We start from the raw sequence: 21561 nt of genomic DNA on the forward strand, positions 1-21561 counted from the left end.
CAGCTGACCACGATCACCGCCGACAAAAGCTACGACTGGGACGCGCTCCGGCACGAACTCAAAGACGCTGGCATCCGCCCGGTAATCAAACATCGTGAGTTCTACGGACTTGACAAAGCGCACAACGCTCGCCACGACGAGGACGTCTATCACCGCCGCTCGATCGTCGAAGCGATTTTCTTTGCGCTGAAGCATCGGTTCGGCGAGACGTTACGGGCTAGAACGTGGTTTGGCCAGTTCAGAGAACTCGTCCTAAAGGCTGCCGTCAGAAACATCGAGCAAGCTGTGAGGATCTAACACCACTGATCTCACGCGTCTAAACAAGCCCCATAGCGCGAATTTCGCACGAGAGTTGCCCCGATCTGCGAAGGTGGTGATTCTCAGTACAGGTGAGTTATCAGTAGATAGTAGCACGGTTTCGTTATTCAAAATCGTGTGCGAAACTCGCACTACGTGTAGGCGAGATAGCCAACAAGATAGTATTCAGTCGTTATAGTTTCTGTCAAAACCGAAGTACAACTCGAACGGCTATGCTGAGGAATGGATGGAAACGTACTTGAGAACCACTACTCTTGGGTGGTAGAGCCGTAGCGTGGATGTGCCTTTTTAAACAGCGGCCATGCCAGTATCATCAATCCGCTCCAAATACCGATGAACGCAATTCCGAGGAATCCACCTGGTAGTCCAAGGAGAAACAAGCCAAACGTTACACCAATTGCGAGTACAACGACACCCATGCCCACCGCCTGCATACCGCTGTATCCGCCAGTAACGACTGTATCACCTTACATGAGAAAATGAATTATGAAAATGTAACTACGTTCTGTCATCAAATTACGTGTTGCGTTCGCATCTGCATGTAGCGATTCGACCGATTCAGATTCAGTACCACGACTGAATACAGAAACCGTATTACCAACTGCTGTTATAGATTGATTCGTTAATCCTATAGAATCAGTTGTTCTGACTTGTGAACTGGATTGCGTCTCGATATCGATTACAGTAGTTGGTAATACGACTTCTTTATTCAGATGGGAGTGTGAAACCAAGATTGGCGTCTCGGTGGCAACGACATCCCTAACAGCAGGTGTATTTATCAGCCATTATTGATTAACAAGTGTTATGAAACCCAAAGTTCGCGTCGAGACACTGCGGGTTCAGAGGTGGAATCCGATGGTGGCTGGCGTTGTTGTCGGGTTGCTCACTGGGCTAATAGGTCTATTTGCAACATCAATCCTTGCGAATGGGAATCCTATAGGAGGGCTCGCTGGTGCGGTCGGTTGTGGCATCACTGTAGCATACCTATCTGAAGGAAAACTTTCCACCACCGTTCTCTCTGCATCCATTGCGGATGCATTGAGTTCGATCGTGTTTTTTTGTCTCGTCCTTGTCGTCTATCTTATGCTGGTAGCGGTAACCGAGGGTCTCGTAATTGCATTTTTTGCATCCGCTTTCTTTACAGTGTATTATGTGGTCTTCGGGGGTATGTTCGCAGTATTCATCGGCAGTATCTCGATTGTTATTACGGCCATCACTGCAACAGTCACCGCGGTCGTTACGCGAGACAAGACAGATACAGCGGCGAATAGGCTGGGATAGCTCACCATTACTATCTCATCTGGCGATTGTGTTCAGTTTCAAGAAGGGAATTGAATAAAGAAATCGTGCTACCAACTACTGATTACGTTGTTCGGTGGGTACGGTCGTCGTTTTCCTGCTCGGCGGGAGAAGTTGGTGCAATCGCCGCACTAATGAGGTACGTCAGCACTGCTGCGAATCCAGTGCTTACGAGCGGCCCGATGATCAGGTTAAGGACAGAGGCTGCCAGCCGGGGTCCGAACACTATTAGCGCTGCATAGCCTATTGGAACAGCGACCATCACCCCAAATGCCGTCACAGTAAGCGCAGCTAGCGTCGAAAGCCCGCGCCATCGCGTCACTAAAAATGCGCCAACTGCGGGAACCATGAGGTATCCGGCTCCAAAATACAATACTACGTCGATTAGCGGAGGGCCACTCATTCTAAGTACGTTAGTGTGAGTGCGTTGATAAATGTTTTCTGGGTAGTTTGTTCCGTGGTATTAGATGCGTCCCCGTTCAATATGCAGACCTACTGACCGGTTGATTCAGCGAAGTTCAATTGGAATAACCGATGTCGGTTTGTTGCATCCATTCTCTCTATTCAGCAGGTATCTTCTGACAGAATCTGAGTGGGAAATTCAGTTTTTGCTAAATATACAGCGCGGGCCGTGGTTAGACGCCCCTGAATGGACGAGTCAGGAGTCCTTTCGTCTAACCAGAATACGGTGGTGACCACCTCACGAGCCAGTTTTGTATGTAAAGAACAACGCGTGAGAGCCGATTGCCGCCGCATCTAAACACGGCCCATGCTCTGTATTCAGCAGACTGTTTGTATCAGTCGTCGAGGGTTTCAACAGAGTTGGGGAAGGGATTTGAACCACGCCCGAGAACCTGCTCACTTCGCTCGCAGAACCTCGGTCTCATTCAAATCCTTCGTTCGATCGCTGTCGCTCGCGGATTGCTCGCGACAGTGATGCGAGGGAAGGGATTTGAACCCTCGGACCCCTACGGGAGCGGGTCTTAAGCCCACCGCCGTTGGCCTGCTTGGCTACCCTCGCACAGAAGGCATTCGTCTGTTATCCGTGCGGTGGGATGTGCATTTCGATGTTTCGGCCACGAACGGCCTACCCGAGGGACGGCACAACGGCGGACCAACCGAGATGTCGACGCGCGGCTGACACCAGGATGGAATTATCTTTAATATGTCACCTTCCAGCAAAGTCACATCGTACTCGGTTGAACATGGCTCTGCAAGCCTAATACACTCGCCCATTTCCACCGTCCAACTGATATGAGGCTGACAATGGTTGGATGGTGCTGGCGTCACAGTACTGTGATGGTTCGGGATGACGACTAACGACGGCATCTCGCGACGGGCACTTCTCGGTACCGGTGGGGCGACGCTCGTTGCAGGCACGGCCGGCTGCCTGAGCTCGATCACCGACGGCGAGGACGGGAGCGGCCAGTTTACGGTTGGTGAGATTGGAAACGCGGATACCAACTGTCTGGAGTGTATCTCCCCGTCGCCATCGTTCGCGATCGCCGACCGAATCGAGGACGAGACGGACGGCGAACTGGTGATGAACGTCCAGCCGGACAACCAGATCTGCGATTCGACGTCCTGTGGGACGAAGGCTCAGAGCAACGTCATCGAAGCCGGTTACGCGTCGATCGGTAACTCGACCGCCTTCTTTCCGGAGAATCAGATCTGGCTCGTGCCGTACACGTTTCCGTCGGCGGAGTCAATAACGCACACGCTCGCTCACGAAGACGCCTGGGAGAACTTCTGGATTCCGTTCGCACGGAAGTACAACATCCTCCCGTTCTACTACTGGACGCCCGCGCTCCGGGACGTGTTCATCTCGGACGACGGAACGGACATGATCGACGGCGACGACCTCAGGCGACCGGAGCAACTCGAGGGGATGATCATTCGGCGGACCGAGTCGCGGGTCGCCGACGAGTCGCTCGCGACCTGGGGGGCGAGTCCGACCGAGGTGTCGTGGGGCGACGCTGTCCAGGGCATGGAGACCGGCGTCATCGACGGCCTCGAGACGTGGTCGTCGGTCGCCATCGGCTCCGGAATGGGTTCGGTCATCGATCAGGTCGTCGACGTCGGGTTCAAGTGTGGGCAGGGGACCATGTGGGTGAATACGAACTGGCTGCAGTCCCTGTCGGACGACCGTCGAGAGCTGCTCGCCGACGCGACTCGAGAGCTGACCGAAGAAGCGGTCGCACAGGCCGACGAACTGGTCGACGAGCGCGTCGGGCAGCAGGATTCGCCGCCGGAAGGATCGGCGTGGAACGATCTCGACGTGACGGTAAACGTACTCGACGACGACGAGCAGCGGGCGTGGATCGATCCGCTCGACCCGCAGGAGAATCCCGAGATGTGGGCGCCCGAACGGGAACTACTCGAGAACTTCGAGGAGACGCCCGACGGCTTCTACGATCGAATCTACGAGATCGCTCGCGAGGACGACGCGCCGGACTCGCCGGAGGAGTTCAGCATCGACGCGTGGTGGGACGACTACCTGGAGGAGGTCTAGCACGATGTCGACGATAACGAAAACGACCGACCTTCGGTTTCCGAACTGGCTCCGGTATCTCGAGAAGTACTTCGAGGGAATGGTCGCGCTGGCGCTGTTGATGGTGGTTCTCGGCATTACGATCGTGGACATCTTCGGTCGAGCGGCCTTCGCGTGGACGATCGACTGGGGATTCGAAGTCGCTCAGGGGCTGTTCGTCTGGATCGCGTGGCTCGCGGCGTCGTTCGGACTCCGTCACCAGTCGTACTTCCGTTTCACGCTGTTCCGAGCGAAGCTCTCGAATCGCGGACAGTACGCGATGTACGCGATCGAGTGGCTGCTCTGGCTCCTCGTCATCGGCGCGATTTTCCTGTACTCGATCCCCGAGTTCCTCCAGATACTCGACTCCGGCCGGATCGTCGTCGGCACGGAGAACGTGTTGCAGGCGCACCTGTATCTCGCTGTGCCGGTCGGAACGGGGATGATCCTGCTCCGGGTCGTCCAGCAAGCGGTCACCACGACGGTCGCCTATCGAAACGGCGATGACATCACGCCGGACCCGCGGATCGGGGTGAGAGACGAATGATTACCGGCCTCCTGAGTCTCCCGCCCGAGTGGATCCTGGTGGCGGTTGCAGCCGTTAGCATCCTGCTGTTCGCACTCGGCGTGCCGCTCGTGCTCGCCTTCGGCCTGTGGGTCGTCGCGTTTCATCTCGTCGTTCCCGGCTTCCCGATGGCGAACATGTCGATCACGGCCTTTGGTGAACTCGAGTCGTTCACGTACATCGCCATCCCGCTGTTCATCCTCGTGGGCGACCTCTTCAGGAAGGCGGACGTCTCGTCGGACATCATCGCGTTCTCGCGCGCCTGTCTCGGCTGGCTGCCCGGGAGCACCGGGAACACGGTCATCGGGACTTCCGCGATCTTCTCGGCCATCACGGGTTCGAACGCTGCGACGACCGCGTCGGTCGGGCAGGCGCTCTATCCGTCGATGGAGGAGGAGGGGTACGAACCGGGGTACGCGTCGGCCACGATCGCCGCCGGCGGGACGATCGGGAGCGTGCTCCCACCGAGCATCATGCTCATCGTCTACGGCGTCACGTTCGGCGTCTCGATCCCCGATCTGTTCATCGCCGGCATCGTTCCGGGACTGGCGATGTTGATTATCCTGGTGGGGATCAACACGTTCATTTCGGAGAAAAACGAGTACGGCGTCGATACCGACGCGTACTCCTTCGACGCGCGCGACGTCGCGGAGACCGCCTGGGTGGCGAAGATCGGGCTCGGTGCGATCGTCATCCTGCTCGGCGGAATCTTCGCGGGGATCTTCTCCCCCGCGGAATCGGCGTCCGTCGCCGTGCTGTACGTCCTCGTCACGGCGTTCGTCACCGGACGACTGCGAAGCGGTCGCAAGATGGTCAGGGCCGGCTACACGTCGCTCGTGCTGGTCGGTGTGTTGATGCCGATCATCGTCATCGCCGTCCTCGTCCAGCAGAATCTGGCGTATCTCGACCTTCAGGACGCCGTGGCGAACGCGATCCTCTCGCTCGGATCCGATTGGCTCGTCATCATCGCGCTCATCGGCGTCGTGTTGATCGCGGGGCTAGCGCTGGCCTCGATTCCGAACGTCGTGCTGACGGCACCGCTGTTGACCCCCGCCGCACTCGAGATCGGGCTCGACCCAGTCACCTGGGGCGTCATCTTCATTCTGGGCGACGCGATCGGCTTCATCACGCCGCCGTACGGGCTGAACCTCTACATCATCAGCGGCCTGACGGACATCGACTACATGGTCGTCGCCTACCGCGTCCTGCCGTACCTCGGCGGACTGCTGGCGCTGTTGTTCGTCCTCCTCGCCGTTCCCGAGGTGAACGTCCTCGCCAGATCGGGCGACATGTTCTACCAGTCGACGCTCAGCGTCCCGTCGCCGTGGGGATCCGGCGCGATTTCCTCGTCCGTACGGCGATCGATCACGTGGATACAGCCCTCGTCCTTCTTCGCCGGGCAGACCTCCGCCGCGCGGACGTTGTGGTCGAGATCCTCCTCGTTGATGAAGTACGCCTGCGGCTGAGCCATGCCCGAAGCGATCGACATCTCCCAGTTGTCGCTGACCTCCGCGCACTTGCCCGCGCCGAAGCACTTGTTGGCCTCGAAGATGATCTTGTACGGCTTCTCCTCGACCGGCGGCGCGTCCGACGAGCCAACCTCGCTCGCACGCTGGATGCCGTCGTCTTCACTCATTACCTGATCCTTCGGCTGTGACGCCTTTCGCGTTACGGTCGTGTCGCGCCGGCAGTCAGTCGGCTCACGACGTTCGACCACTCGATGCGAGCATCGGCTCTGGCAGGTCGTATTCGACGCCCGTAAGGTCGACCGACCGTTCCCACAGCCGCCGGGCCGTCTCGCGGTCGTACGATCGCTCGGACGAGCCCTGTCGCTCCGGCGTCCCGCGCATGGACAGCAAGCCGCCGGGACCGTAGTAGGCGCCGCCCTCGACGTCCGGCGCGGTCGCAGCGTACAGCGTCGGGAGCGCACCCCGCGCCGCGGACTGGGCCAGCAGCGTGTTCATGAGCTGCCTGGCCGCGATCCGGATCCGCGTTCCCCGCTCTCCGATCCCGCGGAACTGTAGTTGCGTGTCCGCGTAGCCGGGATGAGCCGCCAGACTCAGCACGTTCGCGTCCGCCGCCCGAAGCCGTCGCTCGAGTTCGTAGGCGAAGAGCAGGTTGGCGAGTTTCGACTGGCTGTAGGCGTCCCACCTGTCGTACGACCGCTCGCCGTGCAGGTCGTCGAACTCGATCTCGCCGCGCTCGTGCATCGCGCTCGAGACGGTGACCACCCGCGACGCTCGGTCGTCGGTATCCCGGCGCAGGTTCTCGAGCAGCAGTCCGGTGAGCGCGACGTGGCCGAGGTGGTTGACGCCGAACTGGGTTTCGAACCCGTCTTCGGTCTCGCGTCGGGGGATCGCCATCGTCCCCGCGTTGTTGATCAGCACGTCGAGTGACTCCTCGCCGAGGCGGTCGGCGAAGTCGCGGATCGACTCGAGGGTCGCCAGATCACACGTCTCGACCCGGAGGTCGGCGTCGGGAACGTCGTCGCGAACGTCGCGGGCGGCGCGCTCGCCACGATCCGCGCTCCGGCAGGCCATGATCACCGCCGCACCATTGCGCGCGAGTTCGCGGGTGGTCTCGAGTCCGATGCCGCTGTTCGCACCCGTCACGACGACCGTTCGGCCGTGCTGGTCGGGCACGTTTGCAGCCGTCCATTCCATGCGAGGGGTACGGGCTGCTGGTTTCTAAACGTCGTTGCAGGAACGCGGTCGAGTCGTGACGCCCTCCCGTGCGCCGTCGCTCTTTCGATCCGAGCGGAGCGACGGCGAGGAACCGCTGGAACTCGTCGGTGTCGTAGCCGGTCCGGAGGTCGTCGCCGTCGACTTCGACGGAGTCGGGCTCCGGATCGAAAGGCGTCGTCCCAGACGAGACCGTGAACCGCCTCGAGGGCAAGTGGTTCGAGACGCGAAACGTCTCGGTATCGAGCGAGAACTTCGGCCTCGCGGACAGGGGGATTCCGCTGGAATCGCTTGTAGTCAGCGCTTTGCGCCGACGACCTCGCGAATTCTGGCGGAGTATAGTTCCGCTGACCTCGCGGGAGCTTCGCTCCCGCTTAGCTTCGATTCGCTTCGTCACGAAAAGTCTCGATTTTCGAACGTCCCCGAGGAACTCGGCCTGTTCCGCCCGTGGATCGGTTCGCCGAACGGAAGAGAGTCAGTCGAAACGTGCAGGAAACGAAAACGGCGTTACTCGTAGTCGACGGAGACCGACTCGAGCACGACGTCCTCTTTCGGTTCGTCGTTCGGGCCGGTGTCGACGCTTCCGATCTCGTGGACGACGTCCATTCCGTCGGTGACCTCGCCGAAGACAGAGTGGCGGCCGTCGAGGTGTGGCTGTGCGTCCAGCGTGATGAAGAACTGCGAGCCGTTGGTGTCGGGGCCGGAGTTGGCCATGCTCAGGATGCCCGCGTCGTCGTGGCCCAGGTCGTCGTGGAACTCGTCGTCGAACTGGTAGCCGGGGCCGCCGCGACCGGTCTCGGTCGGGTCGCCGCCCTGAATCATGAAGTCCTCGATGATGCGGTGGAACGCAACGTCGTCGTACAGCGGTTCGCCGTCGACCTCCTCGCCCGTCTCGGGATCGGTCCAGGTTTTCCCCCCCGTAGCCAATCCGACGAAGTTGTCGACGGTTCGCGGCGCGCGCTCGTCGTAGAGTTCGACCTCGATGTCGCCCTTCGTGGTGTGCAGGGTTGCAGTAACGTTGCCCATACGTCGGGGTCGTCGGGACAGGTGAAAACCCTAGTGGTCTCGGGCAGGCACACGGTCGTCGACGGGTCGGTCGGACGACCGAGCGAGGATCAGGACGGGGTGTCTCGAGCATCGACAGGCCGCAGGTACATACCGACGGACGTGGTACGGCCGACCATGACTGCAGGGACCCACACGGCGGAGGAAGTGACGCTCGCGCGATTGCCGTCGGGCGTCGAGATCACGACGACGGTACACACCTACGAGGGAGTGAACGACGGACCGACCCTCTACGTGCAGGCCGCCCAACACGGGCGAGAGATCAACGGCACCGAGACCCTTCGCCGGTTCCACGATCGGCTCTCTCTGGACTCACTGTCGGGGACGATCATCGCTGTCCCCCTCGCGAACCCGCTGACGTTCGACCACGTCTCCTACACGACACCGGAAGTGCTCGACAGCGTCAACCCGAACATGAACCGGGTCTGGCCCGGCGACGCCGACGGGAGTCTCCACCAGCGGATGGCCGCCCGCCTCTGGGAGTACGTCGCCGAGGCCGACGCCGTCGTCGACCTGCATACGGGGAGCCCGGATATGCTCCCGCACGTCGTCTTCCTCGAGGGCGACGAGCGATCCCGCGCGCTCGCCGAGGCGTTCGGCACCGGCCTGTTGCTCTCCGAAGAGGCCGACGACGACGCCTCCGACGAGTGGCACCGCCGGGGCTTCGCCGGGAAACTCCGCGTCGCCGCTGCGAACGAAGAAATTCCCTCGATCACGCCCGAACTCGCCTACAACAAGCAGATCGTCGAAGACGCCGTCGAGGAGGGCGTCGACGGACTGTTCGGTGTCTGTCGCTCCCTCGAGTTACTCCCCGGCGAGGTTCCCGAACACGACCAGACGCTCGCCCGAAACCACCTCGGCCAGGTCATCGCCGACGACTCCGGTCTGTTCCGTCCGAAGCCGTCACTCGAGGTCGGCCAGTTCGTCTCGGAGGGGACGGCGCTCGGAACGGTGTACGATCCGACGACCTACGAGGTGCTCCAGGAGGCCGTCACGGATCGCGAGGGACTGCTGTACACGATCACCCGGGAGGCGACCGTCGCCGCGGGCGACAAACTCGCGAGCGTCGCGCTGATCCGCGAGGAGTGAGTTACTCCGCGGCGATTTCGACGACCTCGTGGAGCGTCTCGACCTCGTAGGTCGGCGCGCTCGAGAGACTGGCCTCGCTGCAGTGGGCGCGGCGGACGAACGCCGAATCGATCCCCGCCCGTTCGGCCGCGATCACGTCGCTCTCGCTGTCGCCGACGTACAGCGCCGTCTCGCCGTCGAGGTCCTCGAGCGCGCACTCGAGGTAGTGGGGGTTCGGTTTCTTCAACTCGAGGCTCTCGATCGTCTTCGGCCGGCCGTAGTAGGTGTCGAACAGCGACGCGAGGTCGAACGCGTCCAGCACGAACTCGATCGTGCTGTGGTGGTTGTTGCTCACGACGCCACGGGGTTGCTCGAGGTCCTCGATCGCGGCGACGTCCGCGTACCGGTCGCGGGCACCGGCGTCGAACTGCTCGAACTGCGATCGCTCGTCGTGGTGCTCGCGCGCCTGCCAAAACACGTCCGGTTCGAGGTCGTAGGTCGTACAGATCTCGTGGAGTCGCTCGACGGTCACACCGTTCACGACGTCTTCGAGGGACCGTCGGTCGACGTCCTCGATCCCGACGGCCCGGAACGCGTCTCGCGTCGCCTCGGCCTGCGTTTCGGCGGCGGGTGGCTCGACCAGCACCCCATCGCTGTCGAAGAGAACCGTATCGTAGGCTGTCACGGTTCGAACGTGTTCGAATAGTAACGTTATCGTTTCGGTTCGACGGACTCCGCGGCGTTCCGAGGACGCTCGAATCGGTCCGTTCCGATCAACACGTCGAGAAGCCGCCGTCGACGACCAGCCCGTGGCCGCTGACGAACGAGGCCTCGTCGCTCGCGAGGAAGAGGATCGAGTCCGCGACCTCCTCGGCTTCGCCGAGTCGCTTCAGCGGGTAGTCCTCGGCCATCGCCTCGCGGGCCGCCTCGGGGTCGTCCTGCATCGCCAGATACTGCTCGAGCAGCGACGTGTCGGTAAAGCCCGGACAGACGGTGTTGGCGCGAACGCCGTAGGGTCCGGCCTCGGCGGCGACCGCTCGAGTGAGGTTCAACACGGCGCCCTTGCTCAGCGAGTAGGCCGCCTGCTTTGGCAGTCCGAGGATGCTCGCCAGCGAACCGACGTTGACGATCGCGCCGTGGCCCTGCTCTTTCATGTGGGGTAAGGCGGCGTGACAGCCGTTCCAGACGCCCTTCACGTTGACGTCGATGACGAAATCGCGCATCGAGTCGTCGGTCTCCTCGAGCCGAGAGGAAGGGTGGCCCGTCCCGGCGTTGTTGACGATGATGTCGAGACCGTACTCCTCGGCGACCGCGTCGACGACGGCGTGGAACTCCTCGCTATCGGTGACGTCCAGGTCGTGAAACTCCGCGTCGGCACCGTCGTTTGCGAGGTCGGTGGCGACTGTCTCCCCGCCGTCGCTGTCGATGTCGGTGACGATGACCCGCGCGCCTTCCGCCGCGAACCGTTCGGCGGTCGCTCGTCCGATGCCTGAGGCCGCACCCGTGATAAGCGCTGTCTCGTTCTCGAGTCGCATACCACGATACTCGGAGCGATACTACATAAATTCGTTCATGGTTTTTCGGCTGATCGAAGACAGTGTTCGGGGAGGGAGGGGTTTGGTTGAACAGTGGTAATTCAACGGCCCGTTCGCCGGTAGCGTTCGTTCTCGACGTAGACCCCGAGATAGCCACCGAGAGCGCCGAGTCCGACGGTATAGAGCATCCCGAAGAACAGGACGAAGAGTCCGAACAGTCCGATTCCGACCGGTGCCCCCGGGGACGCGAACACGAGGAAGAAGAATCCGGCGAAGAGGACGAACGGGACGAGCATGACGAGGCCGGCGAGCGCGCCGACTTTCAGCCCGTCTTCCGCCGTGCCGCCTTCGAGGTAGCCGGCGATCGCACCGCCCAGAACCGTCGACAGTGGGACGAACGAGAGGATGATGCCGACGACACCACCGATGAGCGCGTTGACGGCGGTGCTCGAGCCGTTACCAGCGGCCGTACTGTCGACCGGCGGAGGGGTGGAGTCGTCGATCGGCGGCGTGGAGTCGTCTGGAGCCATGCGGCGGATACTGCCGGCCAGGTAAAGATAACTTACATTCAACAAAGGTGATCAGTACGGAGGACGTCCGTTCTCGAGGTGTTTCGAGGACGGCAGTCGTTCTAGAACTCTCGGAGGTCCTCGAGCACCGCCTCGGCGCTGCCGTCGTCGATGACCGCGCGGGCCTGCTCGAGTCCCTCCTCGAGCGAATCGACGTCCTGCCGAGCGTGCATCCGGAACGCGCCGTTGAGGGCGATGGCGTCGGCGAACTGGTCGTCGCGCTCGCCGGCCAGCACCGCTTCGGTGATCGTCGCGGAGTCCGCCCTCACGTCCTCGACTTCCAGGTCCTCGCTCTCCATCTCCATGCCGTAGTTGGCGGTCTCGATCTCGTAGTCCTCGAAGGACTCCTCGCCGCTGTCGTCCTCGCGGTCCCACTCCGCAACCTTCGTGTAGCCGGGCCGGATGTCGTCGTAGCCCTCCATTCCCTGGAAGAAGATCGCTCGAGAGTAGTCGAGTCGCTCGCTGCCCTTGATGAGGTCGGTCAGCTTCTTCGCGAACGCGAGGTGGTAGAACGAGCCGAGGTGGACGTCGGCGTTCGCGGGGTTGGCGACCGTCTCGATGGTGTTGACGAACGTGCGAACGCCCATCTCGTCGCGCCGGTCGAAGAGGTCGTCGATCCCTGGATTGAACGCGGGCTGGTAGTAGAAGCCGAAACCGGTCTCGTCGACCATGTCGGCGCTCTCTTCGGGCTCGAGTTCGGTTCGGACGCCCAGTTCGTCGAGGACGTGCTTGTAGGCCGTCTCCTTCTGGGTCGGAACGCCGTCGCCGGAGTGGACGACGACCGGGGTTCCGGCCGCGGCGGCGACGAGCCCCGCACCGACGCCGAGCAGGGCGGAGGTGTGCTTGCCGTCGTAGTTCGCACCGCAGTCGACCGGGTCGCAGTCCGGTTCGGCGGTGACGACGCACTCCTCGCGCATGACGTCCGTGTAGGCGGCCAGCTCCTCGGGGTTGTTGCGTTTCCAGCGGTTCGCCAGCCAGAACGCGCCGAGGGTCGTCTCGTCGGGTTCGCCCGCGAGGATGCGCTGGAAGGCTTCGCGCGCCTGCTCGTGAGTCATGTCGCCCGCCGACTTCGGACCCGAGCCGACGACCTCGGTCATCAGCCGTTTGAGCGGCCACTCGCCGAACTCCTGGGATGTCTGCGTCATGGGCTGTCGTTAGGAAGGCGCGCGCAAAAGGGTCCCGTTTTCGGGCATCTGCGCACCCCGCAAATGAGGGCGCGTCGCTCGGCGGGTGGCTGCCGGGCGACTGGTTTCGGTCGACGTCGCGCCCGGGATTTGCCGACGAACGGCGAGCTACAGTTCGATCGCCATCATCACCTCGTCGATGTACTCGTCCTCGAGTTTGTAGTGGTCCTCGCGGACGGCCTCGGTCGTCCAGCCCCGGTCCTCGAAGAACTCGATCGCATCCTCGTTGGTCGACGGGACGCTCTGGTACACCTTCTCGTGGTTCCTCGAGCGCACCCACTCGAGCGCGCGGTCGAGGAGTTGGCTCCCGATCCCCATCCCGCGATACTCCTCGAGCACGCCGACCGTGAGCTCCGCTGTATGGCTCAGCTTCTCGAGATTCGGGGTGTGGAGGTGCGCCCAGCCGACGACCTCGTCGTCGACGGTCGCGACGAAGAACATCCGGGATTCGAACTCGTTGTGCCGGAGCAGGACGTCCTCGTGGTCGAGTTCGTCCGCGATGGTCTCGGCCTCGATGTAGGTCATCTCCTCGACGACGCGACGCATCGCGCCGACGATCCCCGAGAGGTCCTCCTGTCGAGCCGGTCTGATCGTGATCTCCACGTCGTCGGCGGTGAACTCCTCCTGGTCGGCTGCGTCGATCGCGATCCGCAGGCTACCGTTCTCCTCCTCGAGGTAGCCATCCCGTTTGAGAATCGCGACGTTGTGCAGGAACGCGCGCGAGTGCTGTGGCTCGCCCGGCGGGTCGGGCGGAAACAGTTCCGCTCGAGCCTGGTCCCGGTCGACCGCGCCGTGGGCCTCGACGTACTCGTAGATACGTGTTCGGTCGTCCTCCTCGATCGAGATCGGTTCAGTCATTCCCATGAATAGTGCTAACGCCACCCACAGTAATAATCGTTATAGTCGGATCGGTGTAAATACGCAGTTACCAGTCGTTCACTGAATCTCGCTCGTCGCTCACCGGCTGTGCTGTCAGCCGTAACGAAACCGCAAGACGAGGATTTCGAACCTGCCGTGAGCACTGGACTCATACCACTACCGACTCGCGGACGGGACGGTGTTCAGAGGACACCGACTCGCCGAGAGAATCGACCACCACGAAAGCCCCTGGGCCGCTCGAGTCGGGGGCTCGCTGCGCGCTCGCTCTGCTCGCGTGCTTGCGTCGCCCGCCGTCCTCGAGCGGCCCAGCCCCTTTCAGTCCCACCCGGGTCGGTTGCCTGGCCGGCCATCGTGGGAGGGACTGAACGGGACTTTCGTGGTGGGCGTACCGAACGCTGAGTACTCACGGTCGTAGTTGAACACGGCCCGCGAACGGACCCGAAAACAATACGGTGGCGTTCTCCCTAGATTCACCAATGAGCATCCTGTCGGAGGACTGGCGCGAGGCCATCGACGACGTGGACGCGGCCATCATCGACGGCTATCAGAGCGGCGTGCCGATCGAAGAACGGCCGTTTCGCCGCGTCGGCGACGCGCTGGGGATCGACGAATCCGAGGTTCTCGAGCGCGTGGTGCGCCTCTACGACGACGGGATCGTCCGTCGGTTCGGTCCCGTCCTCAACCCGCCCGTGATCGGCTCCTCGACGCTCGCGGCGGTACAGGCGCCCGCGGATCGATTCGACGAGGTCGCGTCGATCATCAACGAGTACCGACAGGTCAACCACAACTACGCGCGGGATCACGAGTGGAATATGTGGTTCGTCGTCACCGCAGGGTCGCGGGAAACGCGCGACGAGATCCTCGACGAGATCGAGCGACGGACCGGCTGTGAGGTGCTCGTACTGCCGATGCTCACCGACTACTACATCGACCTCGAGTTCCCGGTCGTCAACGCCGATCGGTTCGCACGGGAGAGCGCAGGGGAGCACGAGGAGTCGATACCCGACGGCGCCGCGAGGGCGAGCACCCTGGAGTCGGGAACGGATGCCTCGGCGACCCGAATCAGCGAGGACGCGGCCGAGGACCTGTCGCCGTTCGATGCCGAACTACTACTCGAGATCCAGGGTGGGTTCCCCCTCTCGAAGACGCCGTACCGCGACGTCGCCGACGCGCTCGAGGCGGACGTCGGTTCGGTGCTCGAGCGTATCGACCGATTGCAGGCGAACGGCTGTATCAAGCGAATCGGCTGCGTCGTCAACCACGTCGTCACCGGCTTCGACGCGAACTGTATGGTCGTCTGGGACGTGCCGGACGACGAACTCGACGAGCGTGGCGAGCGCGCGGGCGGACTCCCGTACGTCACGCTCTGTTATCACCGCCCACGTCGGCCCGAACAGGACTGGTCGTACAACCTGTTCACGATGATTCACGGCCGCGATCCGGAAGCCGTCGACGCCAAAATCGACGAGCTAGCCACGGAGTACCTCCCCGTCGACCACGAGCGGCTGTACTCGACGGAGACGCTCAAACAGACCGGCGCACGGTACGACGATATCGTCAGTAGCTCGTGACGACACCAGCAGGGATGGTCCCCGTTCGAGTCTCGTACACTGCATCGGATCGGCCAACTCCCCGTTGAGCGATCACCGAGCCGTCGATCGACGTCGTGGGAGTGACTCGGCTGAGGGGGACGGGGAAACCTCGTTGCCAGTGATTTGAATCGCGTGCTGAATACGGCGCATCCATGCAACGCGATGCCAGTGTGTATTTCAGCGGATTTGTGCCGAGTCGGCCAGTCGGAAGATGTGTCGAGCGAGCGGCGCTGGTCGCATCGAATTCAGTTCGTATCGAGTCGACCTCGCAACTGATGATCGGTATTCAGCGGTTGCAAAGCTATCACTCGGTGCCGAAATGTCACCGAGTAGATACTCGGTCTCCGTTCCCGTAGCTTCTCCCGCTGGGAGGAATACACGACCATGACCGACGATACGAGCGAGAACCGTACTACGACTGCCAACACCGAATCTATTGGCGGCGTGTTACGCAGAACAGTTCTGAAAGCCGGCGCAGTCGCAGCGGGCGCACTCGCCGTGAGCACACCCGCTACCGCCGACGAGCACAACGACGAGGAGGAGGAAGATGACGACTACGACGAGGAGGCCGACGTGGACGAACCCGACGGCTTCGAGGTGGAGGTGATCGCCGAGCACGCGTCCTTCCCCGACGACGTGGCCGCGACCTTCGAGATCACCTATCCCGACGATGACGAAGAACCCGTCGTCGTCGATCTGGACGATGCATCGACCGTCGTTCTCGCCGAGGCGACGTGGGAGGAGGGGGCGAGATCCGGCTGGCACCGCCACCCCGGAACGTCGATCGTCCGGATGCTCGAGGGCGAAATCGAACACATGATGGAAGACGACTGCGCTCCCCGAACGTACTCGGCGGGCGACGCGTGGATCGATCCCGGCTACGTCCACAGGGCAGATAGCGAGGATGGAGCGCGCGCCCACGCCACCTTCCTGGGAATCCCCGACGGAGAGCCAGCGACGGAGTGGGTCGAACCCGTAGACTGCTGACAGTCTGGTCCGAAAATGCGGTCGGTCACGCCGACGAACACCCGAAGCGCACGCAGACGAGTAACCGGTCTACCAGCCTCTTTCCGAAGGGGCCTCGTTCGACGACTCGAGCGCGTCCGCAACGAGTTCGATCGGCGTCGGCGGCTGTTCGGCACGTCGAGAGCGGTTCTCGAGTTGGGTTCGACAGGAGGCCCCGGGGGCGACGACCCGTTCCCCGTCGCTCTCGTCGACCTGCTCGTACAGGATCTTCGCGATGGCGTCGCTCATCGAGGCGTGTTCTGCCTCGTAGCCGAAGCTGCCGGCCATCCCGCAGCAACCCGAATCGAGCGGATCGACGCGATAGCCCGCCCGGCGGAGCACGCCGACGGCGTGGTGGTCTTTCGCCGTCGCCTTCTGGTGGCAGTGGCCGTGGTAGGTCAGGTCCCCGTTCGTCCGGTCCGCGTCGAACCCGATCCGTTCGTCCAGCCGGAAGACGTCGACGTACTCGCAGACACCGTACGTGGCGTCCGCCAGCGTCGCTGCGCCACCATCCGACAGTAGATCGAGGTAATCGGACTGGAACATGACCGCGTCCGACGGTTCGATGACGACCACGTCCCACCCCTCCTCGACGAGCGGTGTGAGCGAGCGGACGTTCTCCCGGGCCGTCTCCCTGGCCTGTTCGAGGAACCCCTTCGAGAACGCCGGCCGGCCCGTATCGTCGAGGTCGTCGGGGACCGTGACGTGGACACCCGCCGCCTCGAGGGTGCGAACGGCCGCTTTCCCCGCCTCGGGGTGACTGTAATTCGTGTACGGGTCGGGGTAGACGACGGCCTTCCGGTCGGCGGCGTCCTCGGGGACACGAGCCCCGCCGCGCCGTTCGAACCAGTTCTGGAACGTTTCCGGACGGAACGACGGGAGCGGACGGCTCGAGTCGATTCCGAGCGTCGTCTCGAGCAGCGCTCGGGCGCCCGGCAGCTTCGGGGCGGCGTTCGAGAACGGCGCGAGTTTGGAGCCCCACCGCGAGAGCGTCGCGACGTTGGCGAAGAGTCGATCCCGGAGCGTCGCGCCGTTGCGCTGGTGGTACTCGTGGGTGACTTCGGCCTTGAGCTTCGCCATGTCGACCTCGCTCGGACAGTCGATGGCACAGCCCTTGCAGCCGATACAGAGCCCCATCACCTCCTCGACGAACTCGTCTGTGAACGCCTCCCCCGGATCGAGGTCGCCGCTCATCGCCTGGCGGAGCGCGTTCGCCCGGCCGCGCGTGCTGGTGATCTCCTCGCGGCTCGCCCGGAAGGTCGGGCACATCACGCCGCCGGTCGTCTCCTGTTCGCCGCGACAGCCGCCACAGCCGTGACAGAGCTCGGCCATCCCCTGGAAGCCGTTGTCGTTCTCCCACTCGAGGGTGGGCTCGAAGCCGGACTCGAACTGGTAGTCGGGGTCGAACCGCAGGTGCTCGCGCAGGTCGGTCGGGTCGTCGTCGCGGAAGACGACCTGTCCGGGGTTGAGGAGCCAGTCGGGGTCGAACGCAGTCTTGAGCGCCTGGAACGTCTCCCAGATCCGGTCGCCGTAGAGCTTGTGGTTCCACTGGGTTCGCGCGCGGCCGTCGCCGTGCTCGCCCGAGACGGAGCCGCCGAGTTCGACGACGAGATCGGTGACGTCGTCGGCGATGCCGTGAAGCTGGTCGAGCCCAACCTCAGTTTTCGTGTTGATGAGCGGCCGGATGTGGAGGACGCCGGGGCCCGCGTGGGCGTAGAAGCTGGCGTAGGTGTCGTGGGCCTCGAGGATCGCCTCGAAGCGCTCGACGAACTCCGGCAGGCGCTCTGGCGGGATGCCGGTATCCTCGATGAACGAGATGTGCTTCTCGTCGGTCGTCCGCGAGAGCAAGATCGGGAGCCCGGACTTGCGGAGCTTCCAGAGCTGGGCGCGCTCGGCCTTCTCGTAGGCCTCGAGCGCCTCGATCGCGATCGGTTCGGCGCCGGTTTCGGGCGCGTCGGCGGCCGGCGCTCCCTCGCTGGCCGCGCTCGGACAGCGGTCGGCCAGCAGGCCGGCAACCTGCTCGCGGCCGTCGGCGGCGTCCTCGGCGTAGAACTCGACCAGCAGGACGGCGTTCGTCCCGTCGGGCAGCATCTCGGTGACGGGCCCGAACTCGGCGGTGTCGCGAGCCAGGTCGATCAGCACGTCGTCCAGCACCTCGACGGCGGCCGGCTCGTGGGCGAGGATCGGCTCGACGTCGGCCATCGCCTCGTGGAGGTCCCGGTAGCAGAGCAGGGAGACCGCCTTCGTCTCGGGGACGGGCTCGAGCGACACCGTCGCTTCCGTGACGATCGCGAGCGTTCCCTCGCTGCCGGCCAGCAGGCGGGCGAGGTTGATGGTACCCGGGTCACCAGTGTCTTCGCCACCGGGAAGCGTCTCGCCGCGAGCTTCCGCGACGAGTCGATCGAGGTTGTAGCCCGAGACGTTCCGCTTCAGGTTCGGGTACGCGTCCTCGATGGCGTCCGCCTCCTCCTCGAGGATGCGCTCGACCTCGGCGTAGATTCGGCCCTCGAGGTCCCCGTCGGGATCGGCTCGCTCGGCGATCTGCTCGAGGGTGACCTCCCCGAACTCGGTGACGGTCCCGTCGGCGAGGACGACCTCGCAGGACTCGAGGTAGGCGTCGGTCTTGCCGTACTTCAGGGAGTGGGCGCCGGTCGAGTTGTTGCCGATCGCGCCGCCGATCGCGCTCTTGTCGCCCCAGGCGGGGTCCGGCGCGAACTTGAGGTCGTGGGGGGCGAGCGCCTCGTTCAGCGTCCCGAGGATCGTCCCCGGCTGGACGGTCGCGGTCCGGGCGTCGGGGTCGATCTCGAGAATCTCGTTCATGTGCCGGGTGAAATCCAGCACGACCGCGCGGTTGACGGTCTGGCCGGCCAGGCTCGTCCCGCCGCCTCGCGGGAGGACCGGAATCTCGCGCTCGGCGCAGTACTCGAGGACGCCCACCACGTCGGCCGTCGACTCGGGGAGGACGACGCCGATGGGCGTCATCTCGTAGGCGCTCGCGTCGGTCGCGTACAGTTCGCGGGAGTAGGAGTCGAATCGGACGTCACAGTTGACGAGCGCCTCGAGGTCGGCAACGAGCGCGGGTCTGTCGACCTCGTCGCTACAGTAATCGTAGTTCGCCCGGTCGTCGACTGCCGGATCGCCGTGAGACGGAGAGATGTGCGCTGTCATGTGACGTGAGCCTCGCAGGTACTGGTTGAAGAAAAATCGCCGGAGCGTATTAAAGACCAGTTCGAAGTCGGGTGGTTTCGAAGCGAATCGCTCGAAATCGGGGTGCCTCGAGAGGTTGGTAGCGCTGAGACGCTCGGAGTGAAACCGAACGGACACGCGTCGTCGATTCTCAGAAGATACATCTCGAAAATACGCTTATTATTCATCAAGAATAGTGTACTGTTAGATGTTCACAGTGAACAAGAGAGGGGAGCGGTTACTCGGTCACAGAGGTGAGGACGAATGGTGATGGACGTCGTTGTGGCAGCGCTGCCGCTGGTGGTGGTCGCGGTGTTGCTCGTCGGACTGTTGTGGCCAGCGACGCGAGCGATGCCGATCGCGTGGATCGTCGCGCTCGCCGTCGGACTCGTCTGGTGGAACAATCCACCTACGTACCTCGCCGCGTCCTCGATCGTCGGCGTGATGACGGCGCTGACGATCCTGTGGATCGTCTTCGGCGCACTGGTCCTGCTGTACACGCTGATGCAGGCCGGCGCGTTCGACCGGATCAACAGGGGGTTCGCGGCGGTGTCGGAAGATCGCCGCGTACAGATCGTGTTGCTGGCGTTCTTCCTCGCGACGTTCATCGAGGGTGCGGCGGGCTTCGGGACGCCCGCGGCGGTCGTCGCGCCGCTGTTGCTGGCGCTTGGCTTCCCGGCGCTGGCGGCAGTGATCGCGGCGCTGATCGGTCACATCATCGCCGTCACCTACGGCGCGGTCGGGACGCCGATCATCGTCGGCATCCGCGACCCGCTCGAGGTCTACGAGGACCAGATCGTCTCCGAGGGTGGGATGTCCGTCGCCCAGTACTCGAACGAGGTCGCGGCGTGGGCGGCGACCTACCACGCGCTGGTGGGGTTCGTCATGCCGCTGTTCGCCGTCGGGATGGTCGTCTACTTCTTCGGTCCGCGCGAGGAGCGGTCGATCCAGCCCGCGCTCGAAGTCGCACCGCTGTGTCTGTTCGCCGGAATCGCGTTCGCGATCCCCTACTGGGTCTCAGCGTGGTTCCTCACGGCCGAGTTCCCGTCGCTGATCGGTTCGATGATCGGCGGCGCGATCACGGTGGCCATGTTGCGTGCGGGCTACTTCCAGCCCGACGAGACCTGGGAGTTCCCGCCGCGCGAGGAGTGGCCCGCCCACTGGGTCGGTGCCATCGAACCCGGCGGCGAAAATATCAACGGTCCAGGTCCGAACGATGGACCGTCGATGTCGCTGCTGAAGGCGTGGTCGCCGTACATTTTCCTCGTCGTGCTGCTGGTGATCACGCGAGTCTGGGATCCCGTCGCCGAGTTCCTCACCGACGCGGATATCGGCGTGGACATCGCCACCCCGGTCGGGGAGTTCACGATCGGCATCGTCCTCGCGTGGCAGGACATCCTCGGGCAGGGACTGGGCGCGGACATCGCGTGGGTCAACGTCCCCGGCTTCTGGCTGATCCTGAGCGCGCTCGTCGCCATCCCGCTGTTCGGAATGAGTGGTGGAGAGGTCAAAGACGCCTGGATCGAGGCCGGTGAGAAACTCGTCTCACCGTTCATCGCGCTTGTGTTCGTCATCGCGATGGTGCAGGTGATGCTCCTGTCCGGCGACGCGCCGGGCGCGGCCTTCGACAACAGCATGATCGAACTACTCGCGATCGCGACGGCGAACGTCGTCGGGCCGGCCTACCCGTTCATCGCGGCGCTCATCGGCGGACTCGGAGCGGCCATGGCCGGTTCGAACACCGTCTCGAACATCACGTTCGGCGGCTTCCAGTTCACCGCCGCCCACGAACTCGACATCTCGAGCCAGATCATGGTCGGCACGCAGGCCGTTGGCGGCGCAGTCGGTAACCTCGTGGCGATCCACAACATCGTCGCGGCGCTGGCGACCGTCGGCCTCGTCGGTCAGGAAGGTCGCGTGATCCGGTTGAACCTGATCCCGCTGCTCTACTACGCGGTCTTCGTCGGGTTCTGGGCGATGGTCTTCGTCTACGTCATGCCCGACGTCCTCCCTGCGGTGTTCGACGTCTACTGACGGGGCGATCGCTCGAGTCGGGCCGAGATCGGCCCGATTCGGTCGTCACAC

General features: G+C 63.2%; 17 protein-coding genes, 1 tRNA gene and 1 pseudogene. 9 read left to right on the forward strand and 10 right to left on the reverse strand.

The genetic code is table 11. The features are described 5' to 3' along the window. On the forward strand, window positions 1-297 hold a 297-nt coding region (locus CV102_RS19795), incomplete at its 5' end, for a transposase (RefSeq protein ID WP_148859766.1). Window positions 298-1122: 825 nt separating this feature from the next. Continuing rightward, complete coding sequence (locus CV102_RS19805; RefSeq protein WP_148859767.1) at window positions 1123-1599, forward strand: hypothetical protein; 477 nt, start codon at window positions 1123-1125, stop codon at window positions 1597-1599. A 955-nt stretch (window positions 1600-2554) separates the two neighbouring features. Here the strand turns inward: CV102_RS19805 and CV102_RS19810 are convergent. Then, window positions 2555-2638, reverse strand: a tRNA-Leu gene (locus CV102_RS19810). 288 nt (window positions 2639-2926) lie between these two features. On the opposite strand from CV102_RS19810, the gene CV102_RS19815 reads away from it, so the two are divergent. The 3 genes and pseudogenes from CV102_RS19815 to CV102_RS19825 all read left to right on the forward strand — a co-directional run. Beyond that, the gene (locus tag CV102_RS19815) at window positions 2927-4129 is read left to right on the forward strand and encodes a TRAP transporter substrate-binding protein (RefSeq protein WP_148859768.1); all 1203 of its coding nucleotides are present in this window, start codon (window positions 2927-2929) and stop codon (window positions 4127-4129) included. Window positions 4130-4133: 4 nt separating this feature from the next. After that, window positions 4134-4694: a TRAP transporter small permease gene (locus CV102_RS19820; RefSeq protein WP_148859769.1), complete on the forward strand. Its 561-nt coding sequence runs from the start codon at window positions 4134-4136 to the stop codon at window positions 4692-4694. After that, a pseudogene (locus tag CV102_RS19825) lies at window positions 4691-5965 on the forward strand (TRAP transporter large permease); the annotation flags it as partial. The gene CV102_RS19820 and the pseudogene CV102_RS19825, both read left to right, overlap by 4 nt. Window positions 5966-6006: 41 nt before the next feature. Here the strand turns inward: CV102_RS19825 and CV102_RS19830 are convergent. The 3 genes from CV102_RS19830 to CV102_RS19840 all read right to left on the reverse strand — a co-directional run bounded on the left by CV102_RS19830 (window position 6007) and on the right by CV102_RS19840 (window position 8419). Further along, window positions 6007-6348, reverse strand: coding sequence for a ferredoxin (locus CV102_RS19830; RefSeq protein WP_148859770.1), 342 nt, complete (start codon window positions 6346-6348; stop codon window positions 6007-6009). A 64-nt stretch (window positions 6349-6412) separates the two neighbouring features. Next, a complete protein-coding gene (locus CV102_RS19835; RefSeq protein WP_148859771.1) occupies window positions 6413-7375 on the reverse strand; it encodes an oxidoreductase in 963 nt (320 codons plus the stop codon). Window positions 7376-7900: 525 nt separating this feature from the next. Then, on the reverse strand, window positions 7901-8419 hold the full coding sequence (locus CV102_RS19840) for a peptidylprolyl isomerase (protein ID WP_148859772.1): 519 nt from the start codon (window positions 8417-8419) through the stop codon (window positions 7901-7903). A 156-nt stretch (window positions 8420-8575) separates the two neighbouring features. On the opposite strand from CV102_RS19840, the gene CV102_RS19845 reads away from it, so the two are divergent. Further along, the gene (locus CV102_RS19845) at window positions 8576-9547 is read left to right on the forward strand and encodes a succinylglutamate desuccinylase/aspartoacylase family protein (protein ID WP_148859773.1); all 972 of its coding nucleotides are present in this window, start codon (window positions 8576-8578) and stop codon (window positions 9545-9547) included. Window position 9548: 1 nt separating this feature from the next. On the opposite strand, the gene CV102_RS19850 is transcribed toward CV102_RS19845, so the two are convergent. From CV102_RS19850 to CV102_RS19870, 5 genes are all read right to left on the reverse strand, one after another. Then, the gene (locus tag CV102_RS19850) at window positions 9549-10211 is read right to left on the reverse strand and encodes an HAD family hydrolase (protein WP_148859774.1); all 663 of its coding nucleotides are present in this window, start codon (window positions 10209-10211) and stop codon (window positions 9549-9551) included. Window positions 10212-10299: 88 nt separating this feature from the next. Then, window positions 10300-11061 carry an SDR family NAD(P)-dependent oxidoreductase gene (locus CV102_RS19855; RefSeq protein ID WP_148859775.1) on the reverse strand — a complete coding sequence of 254 codons (762 nt, stop codon included), beginning with the start codon at window positions 11059-11061 and terminating at the stop codon, window positions 10300-10302. Between the two features lie 101 nt (window positions 11062-11162). Further along, window positions 11163-11591 carry a DUF5518 domain-containing protein gene (locus CV102_RS19860; protein WP_148859776.1) on the reverse strand — a complete coding sequence of 143 codons (429 nt, stop codon included), beginning with the start codon at window positions 11589-11591 and terminating at the stop codon, window positions 11163-11165. A 101-nt stretch (window positions 11592-11692) separates the two neighbouring features. Then, entirely contained in the window at window positions 11693-12775 is a 1083-nt protein-coding gene (locus tag CV102_RS19865; RefSeq protein WP_148859777.1) for an anthranilate phosphoribosyltransferase, read from the reverse strand. Window positions 12776-12922: 147 nt separating this feature from the next. Further along, a complete protein-coding gene (locus tag CV102_RS19870) occupies window positions 12923-13678 on the reverse strand; it encodes a GNAT family N-acetyltransferase (RefSeq protein ID WP_148859778.1) in 756 nt (251 codons plus the stop codon). Between the two features lie 491 nt (window positions 13679-14169). Here CV102_RS19870 and ahbB point away from each other — a divergent pair, with 491 nt between their 5' ends. Together ahbB and CV102_RS19880 are read left to right on the forward strand one after the other, a co-directional pair. Beyond that, complete coding sequence (gene ahbB / locus CV102_RS19875; RefSeq protein WP_148859779.1) at window positions 14170-15264, forward strand: siroheme decarboxylase subunit beta; 1095 nt, start codon at window positions 14170-14172, stop codon at window positions 15262-15264. 405 nt (window positions 15265-15669) lie between these two features. Further along, the gene (locus tag CV102_RS19880) at window positions 15670-16272 is read left to right on the forward strand and encodes a cupin domain-containing protein (RefSeq protein WP_148859780.1); all 603 of its coding nucleotides are present in this window, start codon (window positions 15670-15672) and stop codon (window positions 16270-16272) included. Between the two features lie 69 nt (window positions 16273-16341). Here CV102_RS19880 and CV102_RS19885 read toward each other — a convergent pair whose 3' ends face one another. Next, complete coding sequence (locus CV102_RS19885) at window positions 16342-19458, reverse strand: FAD-binding and (Fe-S)-binding domain-containing protein (protein ID WP_148859781.1); 3117 nt, start codon at window positions 19456-19458, stop codon at window positions 16342-16344. 282 nt (window positions 19459-19740) lie between these two features. Here CV102_RS19885 and CV102_RS19890 point away from each other — a divergent pair, with 282 nt between their 5' ends. After that, window positions 19741-21510, forward strand: coding sequence for an L-lactate permease (locus CV102_RS19890; protein WP_187433048.1), 1770 nt, complete (start codon window positions 19741-19743; stop codon window positions 21508-21510). Window positions 21511-21561: the final 51 nt, after the last annotated feature.

This window comes from Natronococcus pandeyae (assembly GCF_008122205.1).
Lineage (GTDB): Archaea > Halobacteriota > Halobacteria > Halobacteriales > Natrialbaceae > Natronococcus > Natronococcus pandeyae.